This is a genomic window from Gorillibacterium terrae, from assembly GCF_051594785.1.
Classification (GTDB): domain Bacteria; phylum Bacillota; class Bacilli; order Paenibacillales; family NBRC-103111; genus Gorillibacterium.
Genome location: NZ_JBPPGI010000001.1, coordinates 1,183,209 through 1,203,723, shown reverse-complemented (window position 1 = coordinate 1,203,723; position 20,515 = coordinate 1,183,209). Strand labels below are relative to the sequence as shown.

Genomic DNA, 20,515 nt, shown 5'->3' with positions numbered 1-20,515 from the left:
TTCCTTATTCATTCGAATTTTGTTTTTGCGCGAATCCCTTGAAACTTGTCCGTGATCATTCCAAACCTTTCAAGCTCATTCGAAAATGGCGTGATAATCGCATGATTCTCCGAAGCCGACCAACGAGAAAGGTTGTATTTAACAAAGGTTGACATCGTTCCGGAGGGACCTAAATCGAAGTACACATACTCCCCCTTTTTTTCAAGATGTTCGACCGCATCCTTAAATAATATGGGCTTCCTGGCTATATCCCACAGGTATTCCTTGGATAGATCACCGGATAGTTCCTCTCCATACACAGAAGATATGATTCTCACCTTTGGTTGTTCAAATTTCACGGAAGATAAATACCTTTTGAACTCATTCTCTGCGGAATCCATGAAGCTTGAATGGAAAGGAAGCGAGACGGGTAGCATTTGGTATACAATTTCCTTGCTGCGGAGATAGTTCTCAATCATGGTCAACCTTTCATGCGTTCCGGAGACCACGTAGTGAGAATTAAAATTGATCGCTGCCAGCTCGCTGTTCGTATGAACAAGAAGAATCTCATCGTACGAATGAATATCGTTGACGATAGCCAGCATCGTCCCCTTGACGCAGCATTCCTCCAGTAACTGCGCTTGCTTGATAACGATCTCGAGCATCTTCTCCACGCCAACGACAGAAGCTATGGATAAAGCTGTATATTCTCCTAAGCTTGAACCCAACACATAATCCGGCTCCAATCCAATCTCCAACAAAGTCATCGCCATTGCATACTCAAACATAAAAATGGCCGGATGGCTGAGAATGGTTCGATTTAGGCTGTCCGATTTTCTTTTTTTCTTGTCAAAAAGTTGTTCAAGAATCGAATATCCGGTCATCTCCGATGCCAAATGATCCAATTGGTTCATGATCTTTCGAAAGACTTCGTTATGATGGAAGAGCTCTTCCCCCATGTGATAGTACTGGGAGCCTTGACCCGAAAACATAAATACGTTTTTTCTTTCATCCATCCCCCAACACATCCTAGTCACAAAATCAAAACCACCCGAATTAACGGGTGGTTTATTATGTTTCTCGCATAGTATTACATTCTTTTCCATATTGGCTTCATGCTGAGATAGCTTCGCCCTATCGTCTATATGTACCCATATACACTACCAAATTTATCGTATGTCCTCAAAGTTCCACCTACGTACCGAAGCAGCGATAGATTTCTCCTTGAATTTGTATTTAACTTATTCCAGAAAATTTATTCCTACATCAAAGCTAACTTCTTTTCCCATTAAGTTCAGGGAGATGCGGGCTCTTCGATGGCGTTTATCAATCTTCTTGATAATCCCTTCCCGGCCCTTTAAAGGTCCATCGCGAACGATTACGTTTGCGTTCCTGACATAAACATTGGAATAGTCGATTTGATCGTCGCTGCTGATTAAATCCGTGATAAATCCCATTTCTTCGTCGTCGATTTTATAGAAAATATGATCATTGTCCATGCCTTCATCCAGGAAGCAGTATTTATTCAGGAACCGGTAGAACCTGGGTATTTTTTTGAGTTCGTAGTAAGTTTCCTTATTCATTACCGTATGAACAAACACATAGCCGGGGAACATCGTTCTGCACACATCGTAGAACTGCCCTTGCTTTCGTTCTTGAAGCAATCGTTTCGGTACAATGGCTTCAATTGTGGATCGATCGAAAAATTTATAGATCATGGATCGAACCAAATCTTCTTTTCCTGTTTCAACAAACAGTGCATACCAATCCATTTTTCCACCTGAAATCTAGTACGAGATACTAACTTAGTTAGTACGAAAAACGATTTTACAGAGAAAAATAATCATAGGAACACGGCTGTCTTATAAAGTAAATTATCACTTCCTTACGTCACCGTCAACCATTATTTTACATCATTATCTAACATTTAACATGGCAATTCGACACATTATTCTCTATTTTTATGTATTATTTGCTCATTTTTAGCAGTCATAATCAAACCTTATCGGATATCCATGGAATTTAAATGAAGCGAAAGTCGCTGACTGAATTGCACGATCCGACATGGAATCGCTTGCAGGCAAGTAACCTTAAAATAAAAAAAAGCGACCGTTTCCCGGTGAATTTCCGGTTAACGGTCGCATCTAATTGATTTAGTCAGGGTTAATCAAAAAGCGGATCATTGCCAATCCTGCTTAGCCGACTCACCCGCACTTGCTGTAGCCGCAGTTGGCGCAGGTCTTGCAGCCCTCGGTGTTGATCAGCGCGATCGAACCGCAGGCCGGGCAGATGTCCTTGTTCGCATCGTCGTAGCCGTCTTCGTGCGAATGGCCGGCGTGTGCGTCGAGCGCCGGGGCGGGCTCTGCCGCCGGAGCCGCTTCCGCAGCATGGCCGTGTGCCGCCGGAGCCGCAGCGTGAACCGGCTGCGCGTCCGCGTCGCTGATGTGTATCTCCAGCGCCTTGGCCACCGCGTCGGCGATGGATTCAACGCGGTTCGCACCGAAGCCGATCGCGCCGGAGCCGCCGATGCCCTTCAGGTGCTTGACGAGCAGGTTGACCTTGTTGCCGTGGTCTCCGTAACGGAGGAACAGCGAGCAGACGCGGCCGAGCGCTTCCGCCATGGCGAAGACGTCGGAGCCGGCCTTGCCGACGTTGAGGAAGATTTCGCTCGGCGCGCCGTTCAGGTCGTTGATGGTAATGTAAGCCATGCCGAACGGCGTGTTGATCTTGTACGTCGCCCCCTTCAGGATCTGCGGGCGGCGCTTGTATTCCTTGTCGATGACCTTCGCAGCGGGCGTAGCGGCCGGAAGCGATACAGCAGGCGCGGTCTCGGAAGCGACCGGCGCAGCGGCCGTCTCCGGTTTCGCTTCTTCCTTCTTCTCTTCCTTCTTCTCCGTCGAAAGAACCTGCTCGTTGCGGCTGCCGTCGCGGTAGATCGTCACGCCCTTGCAGCCGAGGTCGAAGGCCAGCTCGTACAGCTTCTTCGTGTCTTCGACGGTGAAGTCGTTCGGCGCATTGGCCGTCTTCGAGATCGAGCTGTCCACCCAGCGCTGAATGGCGGCCTGCACGCGGATGTGGTCCTCCGCCGACAGGGTCATGGCGGTGACGAAATGCTCCGGCAGCTCAGCGCCGGGATGGCGCTCCAGCCATTCCTGGGCGATCGGCACATACTGCTTGTCGAAGCCGAGGCGGCTCTGCCGGAAGTATTCGAAGGCGAAATACGGCTCGATGCCCGTCGAGGTGCCGACCATGGTGCCCGTGCTGCCGGTCGGAGCCTGGGTGATGACGGTCACGTTGCGCATGCCGTGCTCGCGGATCGAGGTTTCCACTTCGGGGTATTCGGCGATCAGGTTCTTCATGAAGCCGCTCTGCAGGTAGAGGTCGGTGTCGAAGTGCTTGAACGAGCCTTTCTCTCCGGCGATCTCCGAGGAAGCCAGATACGCTTCCTTCGCCATGAAGCCGTACAGCTTATCCAGGAACGCCAGCGATTCCGGGCTGCCGTAGCGGACTTCGAGCTTGATCATCAGCTCGGCCAGCCCCATCGTGCCGAGGCCGACGCGGCGCTCGCCCTGCTGGTTGATGCGGTTTTCTTCGAAATGGTACGGCGTCTTGTCAATGACGTTGTCCAGGAAGCGCGTGGACCAGCGGACCACCTTGCCGAGCTCGTCCCAAGCGACGTCGTTCTTATCTGCGTCATAGAACTTGGACAGGTTGATGGCCGACAGGTTGCAGACCCCCCAGGCCGGCAGGCCCTGCTCGCCGCACGGATTCGTGCAGATGATCGGGTTGAAATACCAGCTGTTGGACATCTGGTTGTAATACTCCATGAAGACGACGCCGGGCTCGGCCGACTTCCAGGCCGATTCGATGATCGTATGCCAAACCTCGCGGGCTTTCACGGTGCGGAACACCTTGACCGGATGGCCGGCCTTCTTCCACTTGTCGAGATCGCCGTCCCAGATTTCGTTGTAGCCTTCGACGGTCGTGTCCGGGAAGACGAGATCCCAATCCAGGTCTTCCTTGACGGCCTTCATGAAGCCGTTGCTGACGCAGACGGAGAGGTTCGCGTTCGTCACTTGACCCATGGTCTGCTTGACGGTGATGAAATCGAGCAGATCGGGGTGCCAGTCGTTCAGCATCAGCATGAGCGCGCCGCGGCGGCTGCCGCCCTGCTCGATCAGACCGGTGGTATAGCTGAACAGGCCGCCCCAGGATACGGCGCCCGAAGACGAGCCGTTGACGCCCTTGACGATCGCCCGGCGCGGACGCAGCGAGGACAGGTTGATCCCCACGCCGCCGCCGCGCGACATGATCTCCGTCATCTCGCTCAAGGTGGCCATGATGCCGCCGCGGCTGTCCGCCGGGGACGGGATGACATAGCAGTTGAACAGCGTCAGCTCGTCGCTGGCGCCCGCTCCGGCGGCGATGCGTCCGCCCGGAACCAGCTTCCAGTCGTCGAGGATGTAGCGGAAGTTCTCCGTCCATTCCTTTTGCTTGCTCGGGGCTTCGACGGAAGCCATGGCGGCGGCCAGCCGGTCCCACATTTCCTCCGGCGTTTTCTCGATCGTCAGCGTCAGCTTGTCGATATCCGAATGGACCAGCTCGCCGCTGCGCAGGCGCACCGTCACTTCGCGGCCGCTGCGCTCGATGACCTCCCCGACTTCCTTTGCCGGAAACTTGGGGTCATCCTTGGTCAGGACCAGGACGACGTCGCCTACCTTCGTGTTGGCGGTGTCCGCATCCTTGCGGGCGTAACGGTCCAGGAAAATTTTCTCGCTCAAGCCTTCCAGGCGATTTGGCGCCAGTGTACTCATCCGTCGATCTCCTCCTATGCTTGGCTGCTTGTCCGTTCGGCAGAGGCAGCGATAACGTTGCAAAAAATAAACGCCACTTGGCCGCACCGGCAATGTCTTGTGAATACCGGTACACCCCTACAAGATTTAGTGACAAATCTCATTATACCTCACAATATTTTGTGATACGAGTGGAACGCGGATCATTTTTTGCGGAAAATCCCCGGGTTGCGTCGCCCGTCTGTTTCTTTTCTCCGCCGCGCTCCCTTTTTTGCCGCCTCCTCCGAACGCGAAGCGATGGCTTTTTTGGTGGCCTCTGGCATAAACGGCTACTTTTTACGGCTTCCGACAAGGATTTTGCCTTCTCGGCGCGAATACTTTAGTGGTAAAAAGGTTTGGAAGAGAGAGAAGGAGGCACCGAAGGAAGATGAGCAAATCCAAGCAAGAACTGATCGACGCCATGATGGCTTGGCCGAAGCAGGCCGAGGAATGGAAGCAGGTTCCGGAGAACAAATGGCATAGACCGCTCGGTCCGGGAAAATGGACCGCCGCCGAGGCCGTCGCCCACCTGCTGAAATGGGACCGGTATTTCCTGGAACGGGCCGTCCGACCGGTTGCCGAACAAGGCCCCATCACCTTAGAGCATACCGATTTCGATTCCTTCAATAAAGAGGCCGCCGTCTTCGGCGCTTCCACCCCGCCCGAGCAGCTGCTCGACGACGCCATCGCCGTCCGCAACGAGATCCTCTCGCTGCTCGGCCAACAGCCGGACAGGCTGTTTCAGCCCGAGCAGGCTTACCTCGACGGAGCCGGACACCGCTTCGACGTGGAGGAATACATGACCGATTTTATCTCGCACGATCATCACCACATGGATCAGATTCGCGCCAGCTTCGCCCAGGAGTAAGGCTTGGCGAAGGCGTATGAGCACTGCCGGCCGACCGGATGTTCCGGTTGGTCTTTTTTTCTTGTGGTAAAATGTGACCAAATGAGCCTCCCGTTCGTGTTCCGGGTGTAAAGGAGGGCATCGCGCGATGCAAAGAGAGACGTCCCGGCCGGACGAACGCTTTTCCGAAGCTTACGAAGCTTACGGTACCATGCTCTACCGGATCGCCATGGTGCATCTCGCCAACCGGGCCGACGCGGAGGAGGCGGTGCAGGACACCTTCCTGAAGCTGCTGTACAAGGCTCCCGAATTCCGCGACCCCGGTCACGAGAAGGCCTGGCTGATCCGCGTCGTGACGAACCACTGCAAATCGGTGCGAAGCAGCTTGTGGAGCCGCCGCGTGGACAAACGGGACAGCCTCGACTTCTATGAAGGGACGACCGCGGACCGGCAGGTGCTGGAGGAGGTCATCCGCTTGCCCGACCGCTACAAAGCGGTTATCTATCTTCACTACTACGAGGATTATCCGGTCCAGGAGATCGCGGCAACGCTGAAGATCGGAATCTCGGCGGTCAAAATGCGGCTTAAACGCGGCAGAGAGCTGCTTCGGCTTGAACTCAAGGAGGAGTCCTCATGAAACAAGATCAGTTGAAAACCGCGCTTGACCGTCTCCAGCCTGCGCCGGAGCTGAAGAGCCGCATCGCCCAGGCCGCGAGCGCGGCGGGCAGCGCCGGAGCTGCCGATACCGCGGCGAACCGCCGTCCGGGGCCGAGGCGCTGCGCCCCCTTCGCGGCAACCGCCGCCGCCGTTCTGCTGCTGGCCGCTGGAGCCGGGTATTATTTCGCGGACCGGCATCCGGCTGCGGACGCGCCGCTCCCATCGGCGGCGGCTCCCTCCCCGAACGGTGCCGCCGGACAGAGCGCGGCACCGCTGGGAATAGCCGCTCCCGGAGCGGTTTACCTGCCCAAGGTAGACCTTCCCGACAGCAGCGGTCCGCTGATGGATATGATCGGCCTGTTCGTCTACAAGGGGCGAATCTACACCCAGACGATGTCCCGAATCGCTCCGGCGGACGCCGCTGCCCTCCGGGGAGAGAAGCTGGGACACACCAAGGGCGGCATCGACGAGTGGAGCAAGCAGAGCGAATTTACCAAGGAGCTTGCCTCCACGATCGGAGAGACCGATATCTACGCGGTGAAGGGCTACGACGAAAGCTTCCGGCTGATGGCGTACCAAGAGTTGGACGGGCAGGTCTATGCAGAGCTGTATGAAAACCTGAACGACCGCACCCTGACGAGCGGCGCCGACCTGTTCGGGCTGCTTCGCCTCGAAGGAAACGTGGCCGAAGCCTCCTACCTGCCGTTCGACAGCTGGAACAACGGCGTCGAGAAGCGGATTCCCCTGCCCGATCAAGCGGCGGCCGAGGCCTTCGTTCAGGCGCTCGCTTCGGCAAAGCCGCTGGAAAGCCGGCCGCTGGTCGATTCGGGCATCTATGACAGCGGCGCCGATCAAGCCTTCCTGCGTCTGCGCTTGAAGGATGGCGTGGAGACAGAGCTGCGGCTGTTCAAGCAAGGCTATGTCTCGTACGGCATGCCAAGCGTCTTCTTCCAGGTCGAAGAGTCCGCATTCGGCAAGCTGTGGAACGAGCTTCAGGCTTTGAACGGACAATAAACCGAATCACCCGGCAAAAAAGCACGGCCCTGCGGAGAAAATTCCGTTGGCCGTGCTTTTGCTTCTGTCGGGACGGGGTGGGATTACCGGGAACCGAGACGATCGTGCGACCTTCCCGTTCACTACCTCCTTCGAGACCCTGCCGCCGTACCCGGCTACAGGTGATTGATCATGCTGGCGCAGCAGGCCGCGCCGTAGCCGTTGTCGATATTGACCACGCTGACGCCGCTGGCACAGCTGTTCAGCATCGACAAGAGCGCCGCCAGGCCGCCGAAGTTGGCGCCGTAGCCGACGCTCGTGGGCACGGCGATCACCGGCTTGGCCACGAGCCCGCCGAGCACGCTGGCGAGCGCCCCCTCCATGCCGGCGACCACAATCACTGCCTTTGCTCCGCGAATGAGGTCAAGGCGGGCGAACAGCCGGTGGATTCCGGCCACGCCGACGTCGGTGATCTGCTCGACGCGGTTGCCGAGCATCCGTGCCGTCTCCGCCGCCTCCTCGACCACCGGCAGGTCGGACGTGCCGGCGGCGACGATGGCAATGTAGCTGTCCGTTTCGGCCGGGAGGCGCCGCCGCACGGAAATGGTTCGGCCGAGCGGGTTGTACACTGCCTCCGGACAGAGCTCGCGGACGGCGGCGTACATGTCCTCCGTCGCCCGGGTGACGAGAATATTGGCGTCGCGGGTCAGCATGTAGCCGACGATCTCCCGCACCTGGCCGACCGTCTTGCCCGCCCCGTAGACCACTTCGGGCGCGCCGGTGCGAACCTCGCGGTGGTTGTCGATCAGGGCCATGCCCAGATCCTTAAAGGGCAGGTCCTCCAGGCTGGCAAGCGCCTCGTCCACCGGAACCTCGCCCGCGCTGACCCCCGTCAAGAGGCGGCGAAGCGTCTCCTTATCCATGCCGCCTCACCCCGCCGCCTCTGCCGAATTTTTCGAATTTGCCGAGCTTGCCGGGGTTTCCGAGTTTGCCCGGCTTGCCGCGCCGATCGCCTCGTTGAGGCTGCCCGTCCGGTAGCCGGCCAGGTCCAGCGAGACATAGCGGAAGCCGAATTCCTTCAGCTTGGCGGAGATGCGATCCATCAGCGCCTCGTCGAACAGACGGCTACGGTCCTCGCGGGCCACCTCGAGGCGGGCGAGGTCCCCGTGGCAGCGGACGCGGATCGCACGGAAGCCGAGGCTCATCATGAAGGTCTCGGCTCGCTCGATCTTCTCGAAGTCCTCCGCCTTCAGCTCGCTGCCGTACGGAATGCGCGTGAGCAGGCAGGCATACGGCGGCTTGTCCCAAGTGGGAAGGCCGAGCTCCTTGGACAAGGCGCGAATCTCCGCCTTGGTCAGTCCCGCCTCCCGCAGCGGGCTCTTGACTCCGAGCTCGCCGAGCGCCCTCAGCCCCGGGCGGTAATCCTGGATGTCGTCGAAGTTGGTGCCGTCGATGACCGTATCGTAGCCGCCGCGGGCGGCATTTTCCTTGATCAGGGAGAACACGGCGGTCTTGCACAGGTAGCAGCGGTCCTCGGGGTTGAACCGGATCGAGTCGATCAGCGGCGCTTCGATGATCTCGTAGGCTACGCCAAGCTCCGCGACCAGCTGCTTCGCCTCTTCAATCTCCCATTTCGGAATGTAGGGCGACAGGATCGTCACCGCCTTCAGGTTATCCCCCAGCACTTCCCGGGCCGCGCGCAGCAGGAAAGTGCTGTCCACGCCGCCGGAAAAGGCGAGCACGACACGTCCGAGCGATTTCAGATCGCTGAGCAGGGCCTCATACTTCGGGTTCGGATTCATTCTCGTTCACCTCGTAGGTCTTCGTAATTTCCCGGTAGATCCGGGAGATCGGCACGCCGTTCGCTTCGGCCAGCCGCTTGCAGTCCTCGTATTCCGGCTTATACTTGACGAGCTTACCTTCATAGTACGAATTCTTGATCGTCACCTCGCCGAAGCGGGTGCTGTGCTGAACGAAGCTTCGCTCCAGCATCGCCTTGCCGACGGGAATCCGGCGCACCCCGAGCGAGGTTGTCTCGCGGAAAATCACGTCCAGCACCTGCCGCTCGCGCTTCGGGCTGACCAGCACGCTCAGCTTGACGGCGGGGCGGCCTTTTTTCATGATAATCGGCGTCTTGAATGCATCGGAAGCGCCGCTTGCGAACAGCCGCTCCTCCACGTACCCGTACAGCTCCGGGTTCATGTCGTCGATGTTCGTCTCCAGCAGAATCGGATCGCCTGCGGGCTCCGGCTTCTCGGCGGCTTGTCCCAGATAGACGCGCAGCGCGTTCGGAATCTCCAGATCGCGGGTGCCGAGGCCGTAGCCGATCGCTTCAATGGTGAATTCCGTCTTGTCCGTAAATTCGTCGACGACGGCGGCGAGGATCGCCGCTCCGGTCGGCGTGGTCGTCTCGAAGGGAACCAGCCCGGCTTTCACCGGGATGCCGCGCAGAATCTCCGCCGTGGCGGGAGCCGGAACGGGAATCAGGCCGTGGGCGCAGCGGACGAAGCCGCCGCCGACCTGAACGGACGAGGCCAGAATCCGGTCTACCCCGAGGCAGTCCAGGCAGATCGCCGCACCGACGATATCGACGATCGAGTCAATCGCCCCGACCTCGTGAAAATGCACCTCGTCGAGCGGCTTGCCGTGCACCTTCGCCTCCGCCTTCGCGACCTGCATGAAAATGGCCATGCTCCGCTCCTTCACCCGATCCGACAGGGCGCTGGCAGAGATGATCGCTTCGATGTCGCCGATATTGCGTTGGTGATCGTGCAAATGCGAGTGGCCGTGGCTGTGCGAATGACCATGTTCGTGGGAATGACCATGTTCGTGGGAATGGTCATGCACATGGGAATGGTCATGCGCCTGGGAATGGTCATGCACGTGGGAATGCGAATGACCGTGAACGTGGTCATGCGAATGCGAATGACTGTGGCTGTGCGAAGGATGCGCAGCCGCCATCTTAAAGCGCGACCCCGCTGGAGAGGGTTTTACCTCCAGCGGGCGAATCCCATCCGGCGAAGCTCCGCCGCTGCGCCCGGTTAAGAGAACATCCACCTTCGTGCCGCTGATGCCGTTCTTCAGGCCTTTGGCGATGCGAATCTCATACTCGTCGTTCAGCCCGAGCTTGGCAAGCTCGCTTAAGAAATAATCTGCGTCGACTCCGGCGTCCAACAGGGCGCCGAGGTGCATATCGCCGCTGATTCCGGCAAAGCAGTCATAATAGAGAATCTTCATGGCAAGTCACCCATTTTCCTGAATTCAGATGATATTGTGGCGGGCCAGAAACGGCCGGTCGGCCAGAATCTCCCCGCAGCTTCCGTCCCTCACCAGCCGGTGGTCCTCGGAGAACACGGCCGCCCGCCGGAACAAGCCATCGATGTAGGCGAAATCGTGGGTTGCCGCCACGACCGTCTTGCCGGCGGCGTTCAACCGGAGAAGCAAGTCGCGGAGGAAAGCCTTGCCCTTCGGATCGATGCCGTTCATCGGCTCGTCCAGGAGCAGCACCTCCGGGTTCATTGCCAGCACCGCCGCGATGGCGACCCGCTTCTTCTCGCCTCCGCTCAGGTTCCAGGGATGCTCGCCGCGCAGGTCCGCTATCTGCAAGAGCGCCAGACAGTCGTCCACCCGGCGCTTGACCTCGGGAACGGACAAGCCCATCTGCTCCGGCCCGAACGCGACTTCCTCTTCCACGCTCGAGCAGAAGAGCTGCGTGTCCGGGTTCTGGAACACGAAGCCGATCCGTTGATGGAACTGCCGGGAATAAACCGGATCCTTGAGCGCCGCTTCGACGATCTCCTTCCCGTCCAGCAGATAGCGGCCCTCGCTGGGATGGAGCAGACCGCCCAGCAGTTTAAGCAGCGTCGATTTGCCGCTGCCGTTTGGGCCGATCACCGCCACCGAGTCGCCTGCCTCGATCTGGAGATCGGCTTCGACGAGCGCCGGTTTGCCGAGGTAGCGGTAAGTTACCTTTTGGATGTCAATCATCGTTTCTCTCCTTATCCGGCAAAAAAACAAGCCGCAAGCAGCAGCGAGAGGCCCAGAAACCGCCACTCGGCGGCGGAGAACCGCCCCGCCGATGGTGCGGTCCGATACTCGCCGACAAAGCCGCGGCATTCCATCGCCTCCGCCGTCTCCTCGCTCACTTGGATCGTCCGCAGAAACAAGCTGCCGAGGATACCGGTGAGCGGCCGGTACGCGCCGGCGGAGGAACCGGCGAAGGGCTGACGCCCGCGCGCTCCGCCTACCCGCCGGAGCTTCAGCGCCTGCAGCAGCGCAAGTCCGTGTTCGCCCAGGAGCACAATGGAGCGCACCGCCATCTCGGCGATCCAGAGGACCAGATCGGGCAAATGCAGCGCCTTGAGACCCCTCAGCAGGCCAACGACGCCGCCGCTCATGACGAGCGTCCGGACGATGACCAGGCTGGTGGCCGTTTTGAGCACAAGCAGCAGGCTGGACGAGACATGTCCCAGCAGCATGGCGGGAACCAGCATGACGGCGAGCAGGAACGGAAACACGAGACAGGCCGCAAGCCCGCGGCCCGCCTGGCGGAGGAATGCTGCAGCGCGGGACATGCCCCGGACAGGGACCGATGCCTCCAAAGCCGAGCAGGCCCACCACGTCCGGGCGGCCAAGGCGAGCAGGACTCCGTCCACGGCTGCGACGAATTCGAACCGGCGGCTGAGCGCGGTCAGGATGAGCAGCAGCAGGGCTCCCGCCGCGCGCAGGGCCGGGCGAATCGCGGAGACGGGCGCCCGAACCGGCGAATGGCGAAACACCGAGACCGCTCGAAGGAAGCCGGTCAGGCTTCGGTCGAGGAAGCGATCCTTCCCCGAAGCGGGCTCGAAGCTCTCGCGGACCAGCAGCCAGTCCGGCGGGGTTCCGCCGGTTTCACTCATGGCCCCGCTCCGCGCCGTCCGGCTTCGCCGCCTTGGCAGGCAGTCGCTTCATGACAAGCCAGGCCGCCGCTCCGAGAAGCAGCGCCCCGACCGCCGCCGACAGCAGATACCCGGCGACCGCATGCAGGCTGACGAGCGAATAGTCGGGCAGCGGCGCTTTCCAGGCGAAGCCCCGGCGCATGCCTTCGGGGATATACCCGAGCAGGCCGCCGACTTCGTCCGTCCCCCATTCGCCCCAGGCCGTCCCGGCTGCAAGCAAGCCGAGCGGCGTAAGCGCCAGCAGCGCCCCGAGGAACGCCCAAGCTTTTTTGAGGGAAAGGCGGCCTCCTTCGTAGATCAGGCCGGGAGAAGCCTTGCTCACATAGCGGTAGACACCCGCGGTCACCAGCCCTTCCATGATGCCGACCACGAGCAGATGAGGGATCATCATCGCCGGAACGGCGATGTCCAGTCCGTACGGACCGTAGAGCGGCCTCCCGGCCGAATCGGTAAACAGCAGCGGCTGGATGCCGAATTCGACCGCCGTCAGGAAAGCGGCGGCATTCAGGGAGACATAGCCGGCGAGAAAGGCGGCGGCCGCTTTTCCCTTCGTGCTAGCGAAACGGCCGGCGATCAGCCGGAACAGAGCATACGCGACCATCGGCATGACGAAGGCCATGTTGAAGCAATTGGCCCCGTAGGCAAGGACGCCCCCGTCGCCGAACATGAGGGCCTGGATGGCGAGCGCCGCCGAGGTGGAAATCACGGCGAACGCCGGTCCCCACAGGATGGCGGCCAGCGCCGCCCCGACGGCATGCCCGCTGGTCCCGCCCGGAAGGGGCAGGTTGACCATCATGATCAGGAAAGAGAAGGCCGCCCCCACTCCGAGGAGCGGCATTTTCTTGCGCGTGAGCTCCTGCTTCACCCGGCGTCCCGCCCAGCGCCACACGGGCAGCATGGCGGCCGCCATGACCGCACAGGTGGACGGGCTCAAGTAATTGTCGGGAATGTGCATTCGGGTTCCTTGTCCGCCGGCTTAGGCGAACACCTCGGCCACATGCTTCAGCTCCTCGATGATGGAGAGATTTTGCGGGCAGTGCTCCTCGCAGGTGCCGCATTCGACGCAGGCGCCGGCGCGGTGCTCCTCTTCCATTCGGGCGGCATAGCGGTCCTTCAGGCCTTTCTTCGGGTTATCGTGATCGAGGAAATAATATTCATTGATGTAGGAAAAATTCCCCGGAATGTCGACTCCGGCCGGACAGGGCATGCAGTAGGCGCAGGCGGTGCAACTGATGCGCATGCGTCGGAAGGCGGTTTCCGCTTCTTTTACAATCGCGAGCTCCCGCTCGGTGAGGGAATTCGCCTCGGCCTCCGCCGCGATGCGCAGGTTGTCTTCCACCTGCTCCATGGTGCTCATGCCGCTGAGTGCCAGACTTACGCCGGGATGATTGAATACGAACCGGAACGCCCATTCCGCCGGAGTCCGTTTGGTCTCGGCCTGGTCAAACGCCGCCTGCACACCGGCGGGAAGCTCGCGCGCCAGCTTGCCTCCGCGCAGCGGTTCCATGACGGAGATGCCGAGCCCGCGGGCGGCTGCGTATTCCAGCCCCTCAAGGCCCGCCTGAAAGTTCTCGTCAAGGTAGTTGTACTGCACCTGGCAGAAGCTCCAGTCGTAGGCGTCCACGATCTCCTTGAACAGCGGCAGCTCGTCGTGGAACGAGAAGCCGGCATGACGGATGCGGCCGTCGCGGATCGCGGAGTCGAGAAATTCGCCGATGCCCAACTCCTTCACCGTTTTCCAGGTGCCGGTATTCAGGGCGTGTACCAGGTAAAAGTCGATGTGATCGGTCTCCAGCCGCTCCAACTGCTCGTTCAGGTAGCGGTCCATGTCTTCCCGCTTCTGAATCAGCCAAGCCGGCAGCTTGGTGGCGATGAACACCTTCTCGCGGTACCCGTCCTTCAGCGCCCGGGCGACGAACGGCTCGCTGGCGCCGCCTCCTCCCATGCCGTCTCCATGATAGGGATAAGCCGTATCGACATAGTTCACGCCGTTGTCGATGGCATGGCGCAGCATCGGAATGGCCTTGGAGTCGTCGATGTCGCGGGCCGTTCCCCCTTCGATGATCGGCAGGCGCATGCAGCCAAAGCCGAGAATGGAGACTTGTTCCTGTGTTTTTCCGTACGTACGGTATAACATGAGTCCGTTCCTCCCTCAAATTGGTGTGACATTTTTCACATATTAATGCAAACTCAAGCCCGAAACCGAAGCTTCTCAGGCTTCCCCCACCGCTTCCGTCCCTTCCTTTTCCCGTACGAGCTGCTCGTACCAGGCGGCCTTATGAGTGATTTTGCTCAAGAATCCGCTCATCTCCTCCAGCTTCCGCTCGGTTGCCCGCTTGTGCTCCTGAAGAATCTGCAGCCGCTCCCTCATGGTGTGGTCCCCCTGAAAGGCCAGCTCGGCAAAATGCCTCACCCTTGAGACCGGCATCCCGGTGTCGCGCAGGCAGCAGATAAAGTGCAGCCAGTCCATATCGGACAGCTCGAACAGCCGGTTTCCCCGCTCGTCCCGCTTCAGCTCCGGAAGCAGCCCCTCCTGCTCGTAATAACGCAGCGTATGGGCCGTCAGCCCCGTCTGCTCGGCCGCTTCTTTGATGGTCAATGCCATCCGTCGTTCCCTCCTCTCGCCTTTCCGGTCTTCACGACGTACTCATCTTACACCTTCGAGCACACTCGAAGTCAACAGCCGATTTTCGGCCATGCTTCGGCTTTTTCCGGCCAAGTTATGAAAATTCTTTTCTTCGACCATACTAATACTCTCAACTGCGCTTAAAGCAGGAAGATCCGAGAAAACGGAGGAAGCCCCATGCGCCAACCGGATGCAAGCGAGCTTGTCAAAATAGGGCCCGGCGGCCTTCCGGTTCACTTCGACCGAAGCTGGCTCGGCGGCCTGGAAGCCCGCATGGACCGGGGAGGCCCCTGGGACGATGCCGCGCTGTTTCAGCTCGCGCTCGAATCCGAGGAAGCCCGTCTCGTCCGGTCCTTCGATGAGCTGCAATGCCTCTCGCTCCTGCCGGGCTTCACCCCGCTCGCCCATCAGGTCGAGACCGCCCGCAAGGTGCTGTTCGGCATGCGCGGACGGGCCATTCTCGCCGACGAGGTCGGTCTCGGCAAGACCATCGAAGCCGGACTCGTGCTGAAGGAATACCTGATCCGCGGGCTCGTCAAAAAAGCGCTCATTCTCGTGCCCGCTTCCCTTGTGCTGCAATGGGTGCGCGAGCTGAACCAGAAGTTCGGCATTCCCGCCGCAGCGCAGAAAAAAGAATACATGTGGGCGACCACGGACGTGATCGTGGCCTCGATGGACACCGCCAAGCGTCCGCCTCACCGGGACATCGTGCTCGGCATGGACTACGACATGCTCATCATCGACGAAGCGCACAAGCTCAAGAACAAGAAGACGACCAATTACCAGTTCGTCAGCGGCCTGCGGCGCAAATACTGCCTGCTGCTCACGGCCACTCCCGTGCAGAACGATATGGACGAGCTGTACAACCTGATCAACGTGCTGAAGCCCGGACAGCTCGGCGGGCAGGGCAGCTTTCAGGACAAGTTCGTGGTGGAGAAGCGCACGCCCAAGAACGAAGGGCTGCTGCAATCGGAGCTGTCGAAGATCATGATCCGCAACCGCCGTTCCGACGGAGGCGTCGATTTCACCAAGCGGCTGGTCCGCAACATTCCGCTCACACTCTCGCCCGACGAGCAGGCGCTCTACGACGGCGTTACCCGGTTCGTCAAGGAGCGCTATGACGAGATGGGCCGGCAGACCGCCAGCGCCTTCACCCTGGTCACCCTCCAGCGGGAGGTCTGCTCCAGCCGGGACGCGGTGTTCGTCACCCTGGTCAACCTGTTCAAGAAGCTGCCCGAAGAGTCGCCGATGCGGCCGAAGGTCTGGGAGCTGGTCGAGCTGATCCGCGCCATCACTGCCAACAGCAAAGCGGAAAAAACGATGGAGCTGGTCCAATCCATCGGGGACAAGGTCATCATTTTCACGGAGTACCGCGCCTCCCAGGAATATCTGCTGAAGTTCCTGAAGGATCACGGGCTATCCGCCGTGCCCTACCGGGGCGGAATGAACCGCGGCAAGAAAGATTGGATGATGGATCTGTTCCGCGGCCGCGCCCAGATTCTGGTCGCCACCGAAGCGGGCGGCGAAGGGATCAACCTGCAGTTCTGCCATCACATGATCAATTTCGATCTGCCGTGGAATCCGATGCGGCTCGAGCAGCGGATCGGCCGGGTGCACCGGCTCGGCCAGGAGCATGACGTGAACATCTACAACCTCTCGACCCAAGGGACGATCGAAGAGCATATCCTCCAGCTCCTGCACGAGAAGATCAACATGTTCGAGCTGGTCATCGGCGGGTTGGATCACATCCTGGAGTCAATGGAAAAGAAAGCCGCGATCGAGAACGATCTGATGAAGATCGTGATGGAGGCGGACGGCGAGCAGGATTTGAAAAAGCGGCTGGAGCGATTCGGCGACGGGGTCCTGGGTGCGGACGACGGCGGGGATACACGGAGAGGATCCAGCGGGGAGGCACGGAGCGCAGCCACCGGGAATGGACGAAGCGCAGCGGGGCGGTCTAGCGCGTCCGAACGTTCATCGGCGCGCAGCGGAGCCGGAACCGGCGGCGGGGAATCCGATGGCCGCCGTCCGGCAAAGGGCGGCGAACCGCAGGCGCGGGCGGCGGGCAGTTCGCCGGAGGGCGGTGCGCCGGAGGGCGGTGCGCCGGAGGGCGGTGCGCAGGCGCGGGCAGCGGGCGGTGCGGCTCGGGGCAGTGCGGCTGCGCGGGCAGCAGGCGGATCGGCTCCGGGCGGTGCGGCTGCGCGGGCAGCAGGCGGTGCGGCTCGGGGCAGTGCGGCTGCGCGGGCAGCAGGCGGATCGGCGACGGGCGGTGCGGCTGCGCGGACAGCGGGCGGTGCGGCTCGGGGCAGTGCGTCGAGGTCGTCCGGCAGTGTGTTGGATGCAGCTCCCGGCGCCAAGCGGTCCGCCCCGGCCAGAAGCGGGCTAAGCTCCTACCGCTTCCTGCCGGACAGCGGCTCCGTCGCAGCGGCCGCTGTGCAGGATGCCGCCGTCTCCGCCGGAGGGGAGGATGACGCATGAACAGCAAACAAGTGGAACGCTACATGCTCCGCTTCCTGGAGGCGCTGAACTGCGAGGTGCTGGAGAAAACCTCCTCCTCCCTGCTCGTGAAGCTGTCGCCGGAGGCGGACAAGGAGCTGACGGGCCGCTCTTATTATTGGAGCTTCGTCGAGAAAACCGGCGTCCCCGCCGAGACGATGACGATGCGCTTCGTGTTCGACCCGGCCGCCGAGGCGCGGATCGGCACGGTCGCGGCCCCGGGCTCCGGCGGGCCGCCGCCGATGGCCGCTCCGCCGGGCACGGTGCCGCTTGCGGCGGCGGGGACCGCTTCACCTGCGGCGGCGAGTACCGCTCCGCCCGCAGGCGCGCCCGCCGGGCCGACAAATTCCATTCTCGGCCGGTACTTCGGCGTGCAGCTGCCGCCGATCAGCCGGATTCCGACGGACTCCGTCGCCTTCGGCAGCCGGCGGTTGAACCAGATCTTCCAGACGGTTCAACGCAAGGGAAGCTGCGTCCGGCTGTTCGAGGACAGCGGCCGCAGCGGCGGCCAGCCCCGCGCGGCCTCCGCCGAGCCATGGCTGTGCGTAAATTACCGCGTCGAGCTGATCTCCGACATGAAGCGCGAGGAGCTGCATTCGTTGGGCCTTCAGCTCGCGACGGGCCGGCTTGTGGAGAATTTCTGGGACAAGGTCCGCAAGCGGAAGCTGACGCCCCGCATCCCCGCCGGAATCCACCTGCTGCCGGCCAAATACACGTTGAACCGGGCAGCTTCGCTACTGGAGGCGCACCTGGAAAAGAAGCTAAAAGCCTACGATTTCCGCTGGGCGGAGGAAGCGCGCGACCGGCTGGCCGAGGAACTGGCGCGAATCGACGGCTTTTACGAGGAGTCGCTGAAGGGGCTCGAGGAGGAGGAATTGGCCAAAGGCCAGGAGCAGTATACCCTGCGGCGCGAGGAAGCGGAGTGGCAATATTCGCCGCGCGTTCGCGTATCCGCCGTAAACTGCGCGATGCTGCATCTCTTGGAAGAAGTGTAAGGAGGAGGGCGACGAAAGCCGCTAATCCCCGGCACGGTTCCGGAAATAAAGCGGCGGATCGCCCCCCAGGAATAAACAAACTTTTCCCGGCATAGCTTGTACAATGACCGCATAGACGTAAATCCCTGAAGAAACGGCGGTGACCCATTGAAACCCATCTCAACGGCGGCGCTCCGTGCCGCCCTGCTCTTCGCCGCTTGCCTGCTCGCTTCCGCGGCGGCCGGAGCGGCGGCCGCTCCCGGTCCGTCCGCGCCCGGAATGGAAGCTTCCGCTCCGCAACCGGGCGGCACCGGAGCCTCGCTCCCCTCCGCCTCGGCCGAACTTCCTAAGAACGCGGAAAAGTTTTCCGTTCATTCCGCTTCCCCTTCCGAGCAAGCGCTTGAAGCGAAGATCGCCGGCTGGATCGGCGAGCTGTCGCGGCAGCCGGGCTTCGAGAGCTGGAGCCAGGCTTCCCACCGAACCGAGGTGCTCGGTCCCGGCACCCATTCCTGGCTGGTCACGGTGATCCGGGACGGCGACGAAGCCGGCTATCTGGTTGTGACCTTCGCGCCGGACGGTACGCTCGGCTTGGCCGAATACGGCAGCGGTCCCTATCCCCTGTTCAGCTTGAATACGCTGCACCGCGTTTTGGCGCAGCGCGGACTCATTCTCGATACCGATGACGAAGACCCCTACGATTCCGACCAGCTCCAGCGGATCTACCTCGGTCCGATGGAAAGCTACTGGATCGTCAAGATAGATAGCGAGACGCTCTACTTGGACGCCAAGTCGGGCCAGCGGCTGCCCGATTTGGATTCCGCGAGGACTCCGCAGGAGGGATTGCAAACCGCCGAGCCGCCTGGTGTCGTCTCTCTTCCCGACTCCAGTCCCGCGAATCCCGCGAGTCCCTCGCGTGTGGAAACCGAATGGCACGCGGCCGCGATATCCACGGATTCGGCGGACACCGGCTGGATCAAGCCCTCGGCCTGGTTGCAAGCGACCCCAAGCGCCGCCGAGCTCTTGCCGCTGTTGCAAAGGACGCCCGTCGGCCTTCTGCTGAAGGTCTACGGCGATCAGTGTCTGTATCCCTTGGCCGTCGACGGCTTCCACGAATGGAACGACGGCTCCGTGTTCGTCGGTCTCGAGCAGGAAGGCAGCCGTTTCCTCGCTTGGACCACGGTCGAACGCGGCCGCTTTTTCCCGGCCTCGGCCCGAACACCTTAAACCAACAATAATAAAGCGCCCGCAGACAAGATGCGGACGCTTTACCTTTTCCTGCCGCCGAACAGAAGCCGAAGCGAATCGGGAATAACGCCAAACCAATGGACCGTCCAGGGCTCTTTGGCTTTTGTCGAATGCTTCGCTTTGCGCTCCTCCTTCGGCGTTTCGATGAAGGTCACCACCTGCTCGGTGATGTATTTGACCAGATCGTCGCGTTTGGATGCCACTCGCCCACCTCCCTTGGTCGTTACCAGCTTGCCCATGGCTGGCCCGTTCTATTCCCTTAACTCGGTATAAGGCCTTGTTGGCAAAAACGGACCGTCCGTTCCTCTTCCACAGGATGTGTCCCAGGGTCAAAGAAAGCAGTCAATGGTACCCGGGTACCCGTTCGCCCGCTCCAAGAGCGGTCCCTTGGCTCCCATGACGAAAGCGTAGCAACTGCCGCGAATGGACAGCAGCCGCGAACCCGGTCCAATCTTCAACACCTTTAACATCTCGCCCGACAAAGACAAGACGCCATCCTCGCCTATCGTCAGCCAAGCGTACTTCCGTCCCTTGTACCCGACGAAGAGGCCTTCCTCCCGTTCATACCGGGCCAAATCGGGGTTGTCGGGCAGCACCCCCAGGGGAGAAGCCGCCAAAAGCCCGTGGCGCGTTACACAAAATCCGCCCGTCTTGCCGCTCCCGGAAAAGAGGATCACCCTACCCTCCGAAGCAATGTCATACTCTTCCGCAGCCATGGTAGGCAGCTTGACTTGACCATTCTCGCGCACCACCGACCAGCCGAACACATACTTGCCGCCTTTCGTAACTTGAGGCACCCGTTGCTCCCCCTTCCTTTTGCTCTCGACTCTTTCCACAACCCAACGTCGATTCCTGATTTTTCCATGATCAGCCATAAGAAAAAGCCTGCCCGGTAACGGAAAACACACGTTCCAGGCAGGCCGTCGTTT

Annotated in this window: 18 protein-coding genes and 1 pseudogene; 6 read left to right on the top strand and 13 right to left on the bottom strand. The window is 60.5% G+C overall.

Annotation, left to right across the window (positions count from 1 at the left end):
• Positions 1-8: 8 nt before the first annotated feature.
• The 3 genes from ACSEXS_RS05245 to ACSEXS_RS05235 form a co-directional block, all read right to left on the bottom strand.
• Entirely contained in the window at positions 9-995 is a 987-nt protein-coding gene (locus ACSEXS_RS05245; protein WP_438432113.1) for an acyltransferase domain-containing protein, read from the bottom strand.
• A gap of 225 nt (positions 996-1,220) precedes the next feature.
• Positions 1,221-1,751, bottom strand: a complete 531-nt coding sequence (loaP, locus tag ACSEXS_RS05240) for an antiterminator LoaP (RefSeq protein ID WP_438432112.1) — start codon at positions 1,749-1,751, stop codon at positions 1,221-1,223.
• 432 nt (positions 1,752-2,183) lie between these two features.
• Positions 2,184-4,793 carry an adenosylcobalamin-dependent ribonucleoside-diphosphate reductase gene (locus tag ACSEXS_RS05235; RefSeq protein WP_438432111.1) on the bottom strand — a complete coding sequence of 870 codons (2,610 nt, stop codon included), beginning with the start codon at positions 4,791-4,793 and terminating at the stop codon, positions 2,184-2,186.
• 406 nt (positions 4,794-5,199) lie between these two features.
• On the opposite strand from ACSEXS_RS05235, the gene ACSEXS_RS05230 reads away from it, so the two are divergent.
• From ACSEXS_RS05230 to ACSEXS_RS05220, 3 genes are all read left to right on the top strand, one after another.
• Entirely contained in the window at positions 5,200-5,679 is a 480-nt protein-coding gene (locus ACSEXS_RS05230; protein WP_438432110.1) for a DinB family protein, read from the top strand.
• A 127-nt stretch (positions 5,680-5,806) separates the two neighbouring features.
• The gene (locus ACSEXS_RS05225) at positions 5,807-6,295 is read left to right on the top strand and encodes an RNA polymerase sigma factor (protein ID WP_438432109.1); all 489 of its coding nucleotides are present in this window, start codon (positions 5,807-5,809) and stop codon (positions 6,293-6,295) included.
• Positions 6,292-7,329 carry a hypothetical protein gene (locus ACSEXS_RS05220; RefSeq protein ID WP_438432108.1) on the top strand — a complete coding sequence of 346 codons (1,038 nt, stop codon included), beginning with the start codon at positions 6,292-6,294 and terminating at the stop codon, positions 7,327-7,329. The genes ACSEXS_RS05225 and ACSEXS_RS05220 overlap by 4 nt, the downstream gene beginning before the upstream one ends.
• Before the next feature lie 155 nt (positions 7,330-7,484).
• Here ACSEXS_RS05220 and larB read toward each other — a convergent pair whose 3' ends face one another.
• From larB to ACSEXS_RS05180, 8 genes are all read right to left on the bottom strand, one after another.
• Positions 7,485-8,231: a nickel pincer cofactor biosynthesis protein LarB gene (gene larB / locus ACSEXS_RS05215; RefSeq protein WP_438432107.1), complete on the bottom strand. Its 747-nt coding sequence runs from the start codon at positions 8,229-8,231 to the stop codon at positions 7,485-7,487.
• 6 nt (positions 8,232-8,237) lie between these two features.
• Positions 8,238-9,110: an ATP-dependent sacrificial sulfur transferase LarE gene (gene larE, locus ACSEXS_RS05210; RefSeq protein ID WP_438432106.1), complete on the bottom strand. Its 873-nt coding sequence runs from the start codon at positions 9,108-9,110 to the stop codon at positions 8,238-8,240.
• Positions 9,088-10,545, bottom strand: coding sequence for a nickel pincer cofactor biosynthesis protein LarC (gene larC, locus ACSEXS_RS05205; protein ID WP_438432105.1), 1,458 nt, complete (start codon positions 10,543-10,545; stop codon positions 9,088-9,090). Before larC ends, larE begins: the two co-directional genes overlap by 23 nt.
• Positions 10,546-10,569: 24 nt before the next feature.
• Positions 10,570-11,295, bottom strand: coding sequence for an energy-coupling factor ABC transporter ATP-binding protein (locus tag ACSEXS_RS05200; protein ID WP_438432104.1), 726 nt, complete (start codon positions 11,293-11,295; stop codon positions 10,570-10,572).
• A gap of 11 nt (positions 11,296-11,306) precedes the next feature.
• Positions 11,307-12,206 (bottom strand): energy-coupling factor transporter transmembrane component T, encoded by a 900-nt coding sequence (locus ACSEXS_RS05195; RefSeq protein ID WP_438432103.1) that lies wholly within the window; start codon positions 12,204-12,206, stop codon positions 11,307-11,309.
• Positions 12,199-13,200 carry a cobalt transporter CbiM gene (gene cbiM / locus ACSEXS_RS05190; RefSeq protein ID WP_438432102.1) on the bottom strand — a complete coding sequence of 334 codons (1,002 nt, stop codon included), beginning with the start codon at positions 13,198-13,200 and terminating at the stop codon, positions 12,199-12,201. The genes ACSEXS_RS05195 and cbiM overlap by 8 nt, the downstream gene beginning before the upstream one ends.
• Positions 13,201-13,221: 21 nt before the next feature.
• Positions 13,222-14,382, bottom strand: coding sequence for an aldo/keto reductase (locus tag ACSEXS_RS05185; RefSeq protein WP_438432101.1), 1,161 nt, complete (start codon positions 14,380-14,382; stop codon positions 13,222-13,224).
• A gap of 75 nt (positions 14,383-14,457) precedes the next feature.
• Positions 14,458-14,850, bottom strand: a complete 393-nt coding sequence (locus ACSEXS_RS05180) for a MerR family transcriptional regulator (protein WP_438432100.1) — start codon at positions 14,848-14,850, stop codon at positions 14,458-14,460.
• A 198-nt stretch (positions 14,851-15,048) separates the two neighbouring features.
• On the opposite strand from ACSEXS_RS05180, the pseudogene ACSEXS_RS05175 reads away from it, so the two are divergent.
• From ACSEXS_RS05175 to ACSEXS_RS05165, 3 genes and pseudogenes are all read left to right on the top strand, one after another.
• Positions 15,049-16,734, top strand: a pseudogene (locus ACSEXS_RS05175) (DEAD/DEAH box helicase); the annotation flags it as partial.
• A 611-nt stretch (positions 16,735-17,345) separates the two neighbouring features.
• Positions 17,346-18,362: a YqhG family protein gene (locus ACSEXS_RS05170; RefSeq protein ID WP_438432099.1), complete on the top strand. Its 1,017-nt coding sequence runs from the start codon at positions 17,346-17,348 to the stop codon at positions 18,360-18,362.
• 147 nt (positions 18,363-18,509) lie between these two features.
• Positions 18,510-19,565 (top strand): hypothetical protein, encoded by a 1,056-nt coding sequence (locus tag ACSEXS_RS05165; protein WP_438432098.1) that lies wholly within the window; start codon positions 18,510-18,512, stop codon positions 19,563-19,565.
• Positions 19,566-19,606: 41 nt separating this feature from the next.
• On the opposite strand, the gene ACSEXS_RS05160 is transcribed toward ACSEXS_RS05165, so the two are convergent.
• Together ACSEXS_RS05160 and ACSEXS_RS05155 are read right to left on the bottom strand one after the other, a co-directional pair.
• On the bottom strand, positions 19,607-19,789 hold the full coding sequence (locus ACSEXS_RS05160) for a YqzE family protein (RefSeq protein ID WP_438432097.1): 183 nt from the start codon (positions 19,787-19,789) through the stop codon (positions 19,607-19,609).
• 126 nt (positions 19,790-19,915) lie between these two features.
• On the bottom strand, positions 19,916-20,383 hold the full coding sequence (locus tag ACSEXS_RS05155) for a hypothetical protein (protein WP_438432096.1): 468 nt from the start codon (positions 20,381-20,383) through the stop codon (positions 19,916-19,918).
• Positions 20,384-20,515: the final 132 nt, after the last annotated feature.